8 protein-coding genes and 1 pseudogene are annotated in these 13,237 nt (G+C 42.8%); all 9 read right to left on the bottom strand.

The window, feature by feature from the left end; translation table 11 throughout:
- Positions 1-41: 41 nt before the first annotated feature.
- Positions 42-401 (bottom strand): annotated as a pseudogene (locus tag MHN79_RS04875) (BadF/BadG/BcrA/BcrD ATPase family protein); the annotation flags it as partial.
- 1 nt (position 402) lies between these two features.
- Entirely contained in the window at positions 403-2,121 is a 1,719-nt protein-coding gene (locus MHN79_RS04870; RefSeq protein ID WP_239171938.1) for a glycoside hydrolase family 9 protein, read from the bottom strand.
- Between the two features lie 49 nt (positions 2,122-2,170).
- Positions 2,171-3,163, bottom strand: a complete 993-nt coding sequence (locus MHN79_RS04865; RefSeq protein WP_239171937.1) for an ABC transporter ATP-binding protein — start codon at positions 3,161-3,163, stop codon at positions 2,171-2,173.
- A 36-nt stretch (positions 3,164-3,199) separates the two neighbouring features.
- The gene (locus MHN79_RS04860) at positions 3,200-4,183 is read right to left on the bottom strand and encodes an ABC transporter ATP-binding protein (protein ID WP_239171936.1); all 984 of its coding nucleotides are present in this window, start codon (positions 4,181-4,183) and stop codon (positions 3,200-3,202) included.
- A complete protein-coding gene (locus tag MHN79_RS04855; RefSeq protein ID WP_239171990.1) occupies positions 4,180-5,208 on the bottom strand; it encodes an ABC transporter permease in 1,029 nt (342 codons plus the stop codon). Before MHN79_RS04855 ends, MHN79_RS04860 begins: the two co-directional genes overlap by 4 nt.
- On the bottom strand, positions 5,208-6,197 hold the full coding sequence (locus MHN79_RS04850; RefSeq protein WP_239171935.1) for an ABC transporter permease: 990 nt from the start codon (positions 6,195-6,197) through the stop codon (positions 5,208-5,210). The genes MHN79_RS04855 and MHN79_RS04850 overlap by 1 nt, the downstream gene beginning before the upstream one ends.
- A 158-nt stretch (positions 6,198-6,355) precedes the next feature.
- Positions 6,356-8,029 carry an ABC transporter substrate-binding protein gene (locus MHN79_RS04845; protein ID WP_239171934.1) on the bottom strand — a complete coding sequence of 558 codons (1,674 nt, stop codon included), beginning with the start codon at positions 8,027-8,029 and terminating at the stop codon, positions 6,356-6,358.
- 594 nt (positions 8,030-8,623) lie between these two features.
- Positions 8,624-12,010: a response regulator gene (locus MHN79_RS04840; RefSeq protein WP_239171933.1), complete on the bottom strand. Its 3,387-nt coding sequence runs from the start codon at positions 12,008-12,010 to the stop codon at positions 8,624-8,626.
- A 194-nt stretch (positions 12,011-12,204) separates the two neighbouring features.
- Positions 12,205-13,227, bottom strand: a complete 1,023-nt coding sequence (rsmC, locus tag MHN79_RS04835) for a 16S rRNA (guanine(1207)-N(2))-methyltransferase RsmC (protein WP_239171932.1) — start codon at positions 13,225-13,227, stop codon at positions 12,205-12,207.
- Positions 13,228-13,237 lie beyond the last annotated feature (10 nt).

Genomic DNA, 13,237 nt, shown 5'->3' with positions numbered 1-13,237 from the left:
GCTTTCTCTCTTTTAAATAAATTATGCTCCGGTTTTCCTGCAATGATAATGGCGCCGCTGTCTCCGTTATGCGCGCCTAGGCAAGCACCGTAGGCATCGGTATTCAACACTAAAGAAGCAAAAGGGTGTGGTTGTGATACGAACTCGAACCATGCACTTTTATGTTCAGCGCCAGCAAGCGCTAATCCAAGGTGCATGAAGGCGAATTGGGAATGATCAAGACTTGCACTTTTCGCCGCTATGGATACCGTTTCAATTATAGACTGTAGGGTAAGTCCGACCCCGAGTAGTATATTAGCGCTGCCGCCTTTTGCTTCGCCGAGTAATCTTCCTTGATGATCTCTTATTCTTGCTCGGCAACTGGTTCCCCCGCCGTCAATACCGACATAATATTGAATCATTCTAACTTTCCTCCCTGTTATTAAAATGATGTGATTGGGCGATGACCGCTAGAAGGAACCATGCGCTGTGGGGCAACCATTGTTCTCCCCATCGCCAATTTTGTGCCATATCGTCTTTATGAGGAGAGGGGTTAAATGCTATGCCATGTGGCTCATTTACTCCCGCAGTAATGCCATTACAAATACCTCCTTTGGCATTAAAAAAACCAAGTTGAGGTAAATAATCAGGGTTATTGTGTCCATGTCCATCGAGCATACACATGTCATAGGGGTTAAGGCCTAATAGCCAGTCTATGGCACCTTGAGCATATTGAATTAAGCCATTTTTTAGGGTGATATCCTTGATATAAGGCTGCGCGAAATACGCCATCACAGCCAATGATGATAAGCGTGCATTCTCGCCTTGCCACCAATAACCCGTCTCATTATCTTGCGCGATGAAGAAAGCTTCTCGTTTGTCATGATGCAGATCTTTAACGTATTGGCGTGGATAGCCAAATGGATTGAATACCTTGTGAGTGATGGACAGTTCAAATTGACAGGACTGAACTAGAGTCTTTAAAACGGCTTCACTGAGATTATCTTGTTTATCTATGCTGAGATACTCGCATAGTGCGATTGCAGGCAGGCCTGCTTCTGCCGCGTGAAAGTAAGGCCGAGAGCCATCGTCATTGGCTGACCAATAGTGACTGACATTAGCATCCGATTGCTGACGGATTGTAAGCCTTTCTGCCCAAGTGTGAGCTTCTTCTGCGTAACAAGTTTGATGGGTTGATTTGTATAACTCGACACTAGCAATAAGCGCGCAATACTCATCAATAATATTTTCTTGATTGTCGTTTAGATAATAGTGGTTGTGCTCTTTAAGATGTGCGTAGCCTAAAACAGCCGCTTTGAGGTATTCCTCAGCCGTATAGTCCCTGTCCTTGTTGAGTCTTGCTGCTGCTGCCAATGCAGCGATAGCAAGGCCGCCACCTTGACGAAATCCTGCTTGGTAGTCGTCCGACTTTTGTCCCTGCTGGGTTGAGTAGGAACATACTTCTCTTTCATGAGGATTTTTGGACCACTTATCAAATACAGTGGTATAGAAATAGCCGCTGGTGTGCTGCATTCTGAGCAAAAAATCAGCCCCGAACAAAGCTTCATCTAACATCCTTTGATAGGTAAAATCGGGCAGACTGCGCTGAGTTATTTCAATCCCTTTGACTATATTCCATACCACAATGGGCGTTTGCTGAGGGTTGAAATAGTTAGCATAGGAAAGATGAGATAAGTACTTACTTACATCTCCAGATGCGTCGTACCAGCCACCGTGTACATCAACATAGGTTTGACTATTGAGTAAGCGAACCTGTCTATCTTGCCTATCAAATAGCCCATCACAACGTTGGGATTTGAAATAATGAATCAGATCGGAAAGTGTTGATTGGCACAGCTGGTTATTTGAAATAGTAAATGGTTTGGATTGGCAATGCTGAAATCGCAAATAATATCTGCCAGATACTTGATGGGTGGAAAAGTTGATATGACTGAAATATCCCTGATGCCATTTTTCCACTCGCGCAATCTGCCCTAATGGAAAATGGCCGACACATTGCTTGTTGTCGACATCGATGAGTTCCACTTGAGAGCTTGGTAGCAAAGAATCCTCATCGAGCATCAAAATGGCCTTTTTAGGACCTAGTCTTTCATAACCAATATGGTTGGTCAGGATCTGCATTCGCACCTCTTGGTAGATATTCTCAGTTTGATGATTTGGCTGAAGTTTATTATTGGTGTAAGTGACAGCGAACAAAGTGGTTGCTTGATAGCTGTGTGATCTCCGGCAGTTGTTGTTTGCACTTTTGAGTAGAATGAGGACATCGAGCTGCAAATGGGCAGCCTGAAGAACTCGGCGTCCAAAGGGGAATGTCTCCTTTGTTACCGTCTAATTGGGTATGAATGGATTTACTTGGATCTGGTACGGCAGAGATAAGTAATTGGGTATAGGGATGCTGAGGTTGGTGGATAACTTCTTCTGTATCCCCCCATTCGACCATATGACCGACGTACATAACCGCAATGTCTTCAGCTATATAACGCGCTGTTGCTATATCATGGGTGATATAAAGTAGTGACATTTTTTTCTCAAACTTCATTTCCTCCATGAGATTTAGCACTCCTGCGCGAATAGACACATCAAGCATTGAAGTTGGCTCATCGGCTAATACCACTTCTGCTTCTACTGCAATATTGCGCGCAAGATTCACTCTTTGACGTTGCCCTCCTGAAAGCTGGTGAGGGAACTTGCTGGCTGTTTCTTTCGCTGGAATTAAGCCAACTTGTTCCAACAGTGCATATACTCGATCCTGCAATTCTTTTTTGTTATTTGTTGCGACTTTTTTATGAATTAATAGGGGGCGGGCTAGATGATGAAAAATGTTGTGTGTTGGGTTGAGAGAACCAAAGGGGTCTTGCCATACCATTTGCACCCCTTTTCGATAGCCCTTTAGTTCAGAGCGAGAGCGAAAAGAGGCGAGATCTTTGCCTTTATAGTGAATCGAGCCTGAGTTTGGCGCATACATTTTGGCGATCATCTTGGCTGTGGTTGATTTACCAGAGCCAGATTCTCCAACTACGGAAAGACCACGACTCTTATACATTTTGAAGGACACGTCATTAATTGCGCGCATCATTGGCTGTTTCAATGCGTTACTATTAATCGGAAAGTCTTTAATAAGGTTTTTCCCTTCAACGAGTAGCTGTCCATATTCATCGCTCATTATCGCCTCCTGCTTATTGGTCTTTATCGTCTCAACCTAACACTTGGTTTGAGTGATAGGCTCACCGTAGAGGTGACAGTTAGAAAAATGTTTCGGCTCTATTTGGATTAATTTTGTGCTCTTTTTACGGCAAATGTCTTTAACGTGCTGACAACGAGCTTGAAATCTGCAGCCTGATGGGATGTCTAATAGATTGAGAGGGCTACCCGGAATTCCAGTCAGTTTCGTTTTAGGTCCAGTTAGTGAAGGAAAAGAGTTGCCTAAGCCTTCTGTGTAAGGATGGTAGGGAGCATTGAGAATCTTGTGTGATGGGGCAACTTCAACTAACTCGCCTGAATACATAACACCAATACGGTCAGAAAACTCAACCATGAGTGAAAGATCATGTGTGATAAATAAAATGGCAAAGCCAAACTCTTCTTTTAATGCGTAAATCTTTTGCAAGATCTCCCTTTGTACAACGACATCTAAAGCTGTTGTTGGCTCATCCATAATGATCATTTTGGGATTTAATGCTAGAGCAATGGCAATCACAAGACGCTGACGCATACCGCCAGAAAATTGATGGGGATAATCATTTAAGCGGCTAGGGTGAATATCGACAATCTCAAGCAGTCCCTCGGCTCTTTTTCGCGCTTGATGTCGAGTCATATTGGTATGACACATAATCACATCACAAAATTGTTCTTCCATGGTTAAGACAGGGTTTAAGGCGTTCATCGCACTTTGGAAAACCATAGACATTTCCTTCCAGCGGAATGTCTGCATACGTTCATCGCTATATTTAAGTATGTCGTCACCGTTAAACCGAATTTCACCCGCGCTGATGAAAGCGGGCGGTTTGTGAAGTCGCATGAGTGAAAAAGCCACGGTGGATTTTCCGCATCCAGACTCTCCGGCCAAACCAAATACTTCTCCCGCAGCAATATCAAAACTAACATTGCTACATGCTCTTACATCTCCTGTATCGGTAATATAGTCAACACATAGGTTGCGGATAGAAACGAGAGGGCTAGTCATAGTGATTTTTCTCCGCTGCAAAGTGGGGTTTGTGGTTTGAACTCTTGCAAGGGCGTTTGCTGCTGACGGGATAACTTCTGCCAACGTTTTAGGCCTTTATGCGATCGCAACTGAGGGTTTGCTATTTCGTCTACGGCAAAATTTAGTAAAGCAAGTCCGGTAACAAGAAGAATGAGTGCGGCGCATGGAGCCAATAACTCCCACCAAGCACCTATCAACATAGAGGAGGAGGTTTGTACGTTATAAAGCATGATTCCCCAACTGACCGTATTGGGATCGCCAAGACCGAGAAAAGAAATCGTTGCTTCCATCATAATGGCGTACATAACAGAACCGATGAAGCTTGCTCCAACAATAGGGATTAGATTAGGTAAGATCTCGACGAAAATGATTCGCCATCGAGATTCGCCTAAAACTTCTGCTGCTTTAACAAACTCTTTTTCACGTAATGCTAGAGTTTGAGCACGAATAACTCTTGCACCCCACGCCCAGGCAGTAAAGCCTATGATAAGCGCAATGGTGAGCGGGCCAGCCTCCCCGATAAATGCGGCTAAAACAAATAACAGAGGATATTGAGGTATCACTAGCATGATATTCATTGCTGCGGTCAATATATCGTCAACACGACCGCCGAAATATCCAGCCGAGATACCAATAACAGTGGCAAACAAGCACACACTTAAGCCTGCTCCAAATCCAACGCTTAGGGAAACTCGTGCGCCATGAACAAATTGAGACCATACATCTCGTCCCATCCGTGTTGTACCCAATATATGGTCGGCTTTTTTTGACATGATCAAGGTGCGCCTATCTGTCGCAAGGTTTTTGGCTATCCATCCATCAGGGTGAGATTGGGCTGACTTTACGATAATTGATGGGTATTCATGCGGGTTACCAGTCCGTTTGTTCGGCGCATGTTTGCTTAGTAGTGGCGCCGCTAATGCAATGACAAGAAAGATACCAATAATTAAGCTACCGATAAGAGCTAAGCGGTTTGCGCAGATAAGTCTTAGTAGCACTTTTATCATGAATGACCTCCTTGACGCAGGCGTGGGTCAAGGGCGACATATAAAATGTCAGCCAAGAGATTAAAAAACAGCATAAACAAGGTCATAATAAGAAGCTGTCCTTGCAACACCTGATAGTCACGGGCTTTTATTGCGTTAAAAAGAACAGAACCTAAACCCGGATAGTTAAAAATGATCTCTATGATCAACTGCCCACCGATAGCCATACCAAGAGCCATAGATAAAGCAGTGACACTTGGAAGCAGTGCATTACGAGCAGCATAGTTAAATATCACTCGCTGCTGACTGAGGCCTTTACCTTTGGCCATCGTAATATAGTCTTCAGCAAGCAAGTTGATCATGTTATTGCGCATATTGACCAAGAAGCCGCCAATCTGAACAATTGAGGCGCAAAATAGGGGAAGTACAGCGTGATAGGCGACATCTTTTATAAAACCCCAGCTGGTCCAATCGGGCGTCGTTCCTGCCGTATACGCATAACCAGTGGGAAACCACTTCAAACCAATCGCAAAGACAAACATAGCAATCATAGCGATGACAACCTGTGGTACCGCTTGGATGACAAGCATGCCAGGGGTAATGAAGGCATCGTATTTACTACCACGTTTCCAAGCCGCGTAGATACCCAAGATAGAACCTAGAGAGAAAGAGAGAACCACTGCACTCCCAGCGAGAAAGAGAGACCAGCCAAAAGCGCCACCAAGTAATTCACTGACAGGCAGCGGATAAAACTGGATGGATGTGCCTAGCTCCCAGCTCAGGATATTTTTCATGTAGGCAATATATTGAACAAACAGTCCGCCATCGACAAACCCAAGAAGCTCTTTCATTGCCGAAATTCGCTCAGGTGTCACCTGCACTGAAGCATTGGCAAACATCATAGTGACAGGATCGCCAGGCATGGCTCTTGGTATAATAAAATTTAGGGTTGCAGCAACCAAAAGTGCCACGCAGTAAAATGATAATCGCCTTAAGAAATAGCCCATTACCTAGCTCCTTGCTCGATTTATCTATACGCTGTTTGTGAGTCATCGATGAAGTTCAAGACGCAATATATTCTGACGATATACGCCATATACCAATAACTTAAGCTATATAGAAACGAAAGCAGCGTCTGAATTTGAGGCGCTGCTATGGTGTTGTTTTATTGAACGGGCTTTAAATCTAAGACATGAAGAAGGCGCTCAGGAATACCTGCCCAAATATTGGGGCGACCTTTTGGATTATCTTCGTTCCACCAGCCAGTAAAGCGCGTGGTATTGTATTGATACATGTAGGCACCAGATAAAACGGGAATCGTTACCTGATCTGTGGCAATGATCTTCTGTATACCATGAGCGATATCCAGTTGCTCTTTTCTATTCGCCGTTTTGTAAAAGCTATTGAGCAGGTTATCTAGTTTGTTATTTTGGTAAAAGTGCATGGCAAAACGTGGCATGCTTTCACCAGATTGAAGTGCGGAGTTATAAGCACTATTCCAATAGGTATAAGGGTCAGCACCATGAAAATAATTGGTGTAGGCAACATCGTATTTTGCCTCGAGCATCGCTTGATTATAAACAGAGAAATCTGGGGTACGTGCTTTAGCTTTTATGCCAACCTCCGCGAGCTGCTCAACTGCCAATTGAACTGTATTGTTAAAATCAGTCCATCCGTTAGGGGATTGAATCAATAGTTCGAATACTTGGCCCGAAGGTGTCTCAACAAAGCCATCTTGATTGATATCTTTAAACCCTGCTTGAGCCAATAAGTCTTTTGAGCCTTTAACATTATAGGTGTTATAGGCCTTGTACTTATTATGGATGCTTTCGTCTGACCAAGACTCAAAAGCATAACCTAGACCAGAAGCAAAATCATTCACTGTACCGCCGCCATAGAAAGCAATATCTATAATGGTCTGCCTATCGAGGGCCATAGAAAATGCCCGTCTAAAATCGACATTGGTTAGTGCCTCACGTTTAGCAGGATCAGGGTTTTTGAAGTTAATAACGAAAGCTTGAGTGCCTGACGGTGGATACCAGTAGTGGTGATTGGGGTTGGAAGCCGCATAGGTACGATCGATATCTGGAATAAATGAGGATGTCCAGTCGAGCTCACCATTGACGACTTTACCCAAGAACTGATCATTGTTTGCAATCTGTGGAACCCTCAAGCAATCAACGTCGAGGTTTTTGGAATCCCAATAATTAGGGTTGTGGCATTGAATATAGAGCTGGGATGTAAAAGTGTCGATTTCTGTAAAAGGGCCGGAACCGACAGGGTTTTTGTTTAAAAAGGTGGAAGGATCTTTAACATTTTTCCAGATGTGTTCTGGCACAATGGGAACTTTGACTATCTCATAAGGTGCATTCGAGTTAGCTTCTGTAAGCTCAAATCTAACTCGGTGGTCGTTGATTCTTTTTACACTGGAAACCCATGAATTGATACCACTTTGGTCAAGCTCTGGGTTGTTTTTCACTAGATTAAAGGAGTAAACCACATCGTTTGCGTTAAAGGGTTGGCCATCAGACCAATTTACATCTTGGCGCAAGTCAAATGTGACATTGGTAAGATCTTTTGATAGCGAGTAGCTGCTTGCTAAGCGAAAAACAGGCTTATTCCCGTGCATTTCATTGAATACAACCAAGGGCTCATAGATGAAATCCCATGTAGTATGTAGATGAGTAGCACCTAAATAGGGGTTAAAGTTACGCACGAATGTGGAAAACTCTTTGGGATGAATGGTTAGCTCGCTGCGCTCAGTTGCCACAGCTGCGGGACTGAGCCCCGCAGCTGTGATAACTGTGGCTAGCACTGTTTTCGTTATATTGGCAAGCATAGCTGTTCCTTACTTTTGCTTTCATGTCACATAGATAGCCACGTGTTTTCAACGATAAGCATTTCCCAGCAGCTACCTCAATATTAATGACTTTAAAATGTCATTTGACTAATAAGAGTGGCCTGTAGACACTAGGTCAATTAAGCAAACACTCTATTGTTTCATTAGGCAATTCTATTTCTCGTTAAAAGCGTTAAAAGTCTTGTGATTACCGTTAATGATGTTAAATGCTAAGTATTACGATTTGTATCCCCAGCCTTATAATGGGCTTTGCAAGCTCAATTTTGCACGTTAAAATAAGTTTATGTGAGTGTTTACTTACGTCTCTTCCCAGAAAGATCTTCAGTTTTAAAATGTGAGTTTCTTTGTGAGATCATTGTCACTAGTGTAATTGTTGGCCGTAGTATTGACCTGAATAAATTCTGCCGTCTTGTTGTGATTACGTTCTCAAACTGATGACTTTATACCAATTTATCCAATTATTATTGCAAGTTAAGCCAGGTTACAGCTTCACATATTGCTTTTAATTCGCCAATTCTTAAAGCATTTTGATGCTGATCTTATGGTTCGGGAACATTGAGTAGCTATCAATGTCTAGTTTGTTAGTAAGTGCTGAAGCTTATCATGCAAATTTTCAATGTGGCTGCGCTCTGGAGTCATTTCTTTGCAGTGTTCTAGAATGAACTCTAATGAGCTCAATACAGTCCTCCAGCGAGGGGTTTTAGGTAATGTTTCTACTCTCAAATATTTATCTAGGGTTCTGGTTTGCAATGTACTTCGATCTAAATAGACTCGCCATAATCCACTTTGTTCAGCAAAATCAAACTTACTTAGACCTGTCACACTCTCCCAGTACGCAAGGCCGCTGGTCATGGAATCAACCAGTATTTCACGCATGATTTCTTGCTTTGATTTGTCACTATGAACGCCTCTTTCGACCAGATCGCTAAATTCATCTCCAAGCTCTTTGAGCTCGAGAAGTTTCGCTTTATCACCTTCAAAGGCGTAACTAGAAAGAGCTTCTACCGCCGTTTCTAAATGATTTAAGCGCGTGGTGTTTATTCCCCCTCCAATGTCAAAAATATACATTGATTTGAGTCCAGAGTTGGTCGGGAGGCTAACTATATCTGCAGAGAGAGATTGGCGAACTTCATTAACGTATACATCGATAGGGCCACAGTAATGAGGTTTTTTGATTTCTAGGAATTTACGAGAAATCAGCTCATCTGCTCTCGAGCGTTTAAGCTGCTCTGAAGTGCGCTTAAAGAGTATGGAAGCCGCTTCATTGGTGAAACGTATTCTATTGTCATCTCTGACACATATGATGGCTTCAGGCGCAGATTCTAGTTGTTCTAATAAACGTCCTTGTGTTTCAAGTAAGCTGGCTTCGACCCTAGCTCTTTGTTGTATTTCACCTTTGAGTTGTTGATTCTCAACTCTACGCAGTTCGGCTGTACTTGCTGTCAGATGTGCTTTGATTCTAGCGGCAAGCTCTTGTTTATTAAATGGCTTTGATAAGTAATCATTGGCACCAGCGTCAAATCCTCTAACCCTGTCCTCAGGCTGATTCAAAGCGGTTAACATAATAATGGGAAGCTGGGCATGATCGAATTGAGTGCGTATGGTTTGGCAAACCTGATAACCACTGACACCTGGCATCATAATATCTAACAGCACCAGAGCCGGCTTTTCGTTATTAAGCGCTTTTATTGCTTCCTCTCCATTTTGAGCTGTTCTTATTCGGTATCCTTCTACGCGCAGGAAGCTGTCAAGAATTCGTAAGTTTACAGGCTCATCGTCAACGACCAGAAGCAAAGGCGCTGATTCATCCTCAGTAGTTGATGAGCTTTCAAAAGGCTCTATATCAATCACTTCCGGAGCTTTGAAATGTAAGCTGTCAGTATTATGAGTTTGCTCTATTTGAGTTTCAGATGCTATCGGAAGCGTAAAACTGAAGGTTGTTCCTACCATAGGTTGGCTGCTGACATACAAGTGCCCCTTCATTAAATCGATCAATTGACGGCAAATTGAGAGGCCAAGACCAGCGCCTTGCTGATAACGCCCATTATCACTGTTTGCCTGAGTTAGAGGCTCAAATATATGTTCTAACTGACCCGCAGGTATACCTTGTCCCGTATCAACCACCTGAACACGAATATTATCGTCTATTTGGCATGCTGATATAACAATTTTACCTTCATTTGTATACTTGATGGCGTTACCAATTAGGTTATAAAGAACCTGCTCTAGACGTTGTGGATCGGCGCATACCCATAAAGGTTCCTCCGGTACTTGGTTAATCACTCGAATGGCTTTGTTACCAATTAGGTGGGAAGACAGTTCCATGACTAGGCGCGCTGCCCCCGATATATTGACGGCTCTCGCCTCAATATCCAGTTTTCCGTAGCGCATTTTGTGATAATCAAGTAAGTCGTCAACCAAATTTGCTAGGCGTTGGCCACTATTGACGATAATGTCCAGTTGATATCTATGATCGGCCGTCATAGGACCATTGGCTCCAGATATCAGCGCTTCTGCTATCCCTACCATGCCATGAAGCGGGGTTCTAAGCTCATGAGATGTGGTTGCGAGAAACTCATCTTTGAGCCGATTGGTAAGTTGCAGATCTTCATTTTGTCTTTGGATCACTTGAAGGTTTTTCTCAAGCTCCATATTTTGCTTTTCAATTAATTGTATTTTGTCACGTATTGAGCGCTGCATACGCTCGAAACTAAGTGCGAGCCTGCCAATCTCATCTTTACGCTGGGTATTGACTATGTCTGTATCGAGGTTTCCCGCGGATACTTTTTCTGCTGCCCAAGTCAGCCTTAATAAGGGGGCTGTAATAAATTGAGAAAGGTAATGAGAGGCAAAAATCACCAGTGCAACGGCAATCAGCATGGCAAAAATAAAGATGGTTTCGAGTTGGTGCACGCGAGCAAAGGCTACCTTCTCAGGTACTTCAACAATAATCGCCCAGTTAATGCCGCTAAAGGAAATCTGACTATAGGCGGCAATAATACCGTCACCTAACTTATTTATATAGGTGCCAACCGCCGTATCGCCACTAAGAGCTTTGCCAACCACTTGATAGCTATTATCAATGTCTTCTTGTTGTATCTTCATTGCTCTAGAGAGATGGTCTTGACCAACAAGTAAAGTTCTCATCTCAGCGGTGTCTTTATGATCAGAGATAAGCTTGGTTATTCCATTATTAGGCAAGCGGAACATAGCATAGCTATGGAGGTAGCCCTGCTGAATGATTGGAGCGCCTAGCCAAGCGACTTGCTTTTTGCCATCTACCCTGAAATCCGAGATGATGATAGGCGTATATTCTTCATTGGTTTTACGCTCTTTTGTCACTTCATCTATAAGCTTTTTAAATGTATTACCAAGATGGGTGTTTTTGTAGCGCCCTGTTAGTAGGTTTGTACCAAAGTTGTCGTATTTGAGGGTAGAATAAGTCACGTTACCTTCCAAATCGACTAACAGAATATCATCAAAATCAGAGCGTCTTAAAAGCTCAACATAGGCTCTATGATAACGTTTATGAAGCAAACGGTATCTCTCGGTACCGTTATATAAATTAGATTGAGGAAGAATAGAAGTCTTGACTTGATCTCCTGAGCCCTTGATATAGCGTTGCTGTGCGTATTCCCGAGCTTGCTCTATGTCCAAACCTAAGCTGCGAAAGGCATTCACCAAGCCATAAAAACGCCCACCACTGGCGTAAGCCAACTCGGAGCGAACAAAGCCCATGACTTCAGATTGTTTGGCCGTCATGTAATCTAAAAGCTGCTGTTTTTTATTGTCACGCACCGACACTAAATGGGATGTACTTTGCTTTTCAAGATCTTGACTGTGAGAGTGTAGAAAAAACAGTGCGACAGCGGTAAGAGGGGTAATGCTCAGTATCATAAAGGCGAGCATGAGAGTGTGCTTTAGTCGCTTAACTCTTTGTTTTCTATGTAACTTAAACATAAGCTTGGCTTAACTTTCCCTAGTGTAGGCTGGCATTAAAATGCTCAAGCAAAAACGTAAACCACTTAGAATGACAAAATTAACGAGTTTTTTTACTTTGACAAGTAAGTTAGATGCAAAGCGTGGAATCAAGCTGAATTTTTTGTCGTAAGGACGGTTTAAGCTCAATAGTCGATTGTTATTGAGCTTATTAATTATTTTTTTGCGTGATAAATTGCAAATTTGTTGGTCTTGTCTATCGTCTCACAATGACCAAAGGCATCACTAATAATTGGTGGGTATTTGAGAAAGCTATTCGCTACGATAAACAACTGACCTTCTGCTGTTTGGTATCTTGGCGCATGGGCAAGAAGAGACTCTGTCGCATCATAACTTGTCTCTAATCCAGAATGAAAAGGTGGATTACTGATGATAAATTGATAATCATTACTGGTATTAGAGTAAACATCAGAAGCAAACACTTTTCCACTCAAGTTATTGGCTGCTAACGTTGCTATGCTTGACTCTACTGCTAGAGCATTGATATCACACATTTCTAACTCTATGTCAGGATTTATACTTTTCATGACACAACCAATAACGCCTGCTCCGCAGCCAAAATCAAGTACCTTACCCTTGAGGGCAGGTAGGCTATTTAATAGCAACTGACTCCCTACATCAAATTGACCGTGACTAAATACACCGGGCAAACTTCTTATAACAAGCTGCTGACTTTTGTAGTTAACCGTATATTCTTTAAACCAGTCATTGATGGAAAAGTATGCTGGTGGTTGGGTACACTTTCCCCAATAGAAAGAACAACGTCTCGCTGAGTCATATTTGCCAATGGAACCAAAAGGTTTGAACATCTTTTCTACACTTTTTATGCCAGAGCGATTTTCTCCGACGATGACAACTTCAGTATCAACGCCTAGTTTGCAAAGTAGCATGGTCAATAAAAACTCAGCCTCTGCTTTGGCTTTTGGCCAGTAAAGCAAAATCATATCGGCTTTGGTTTCTTTATCGAACTCTGAGCCAAATACAGTAGATAGCTGCTCACATGGTTCAAGCTGGCGGTAATAACTGTAGTTAGTGGTAAAAACAGTCACAGATTCACAGTGTTTTGTGAGCTCTATCGGAAACAGATCTTCTAGCTCACCAGCAATAATAAGGTTTTTACCTGCGAAATAGTCGAGTTGTCTCTGTGCAATTTGGCTCGGGGCAATATAGGCAGACATAGTAGGCTCT

Source organism: Vibrio sp. Of14-4 (assembly GCF_022347625.1).
GTDB classification, from domain to species: Bacteria; Pseudomonadota; Gammaproteobacteria; order Enterobacterales; family Vibrionaceae; genus Vibrio; species Vibrio pristinus.
This window is presented reverse-complemented; position numbering and strand designations above follow the sequence as displayed.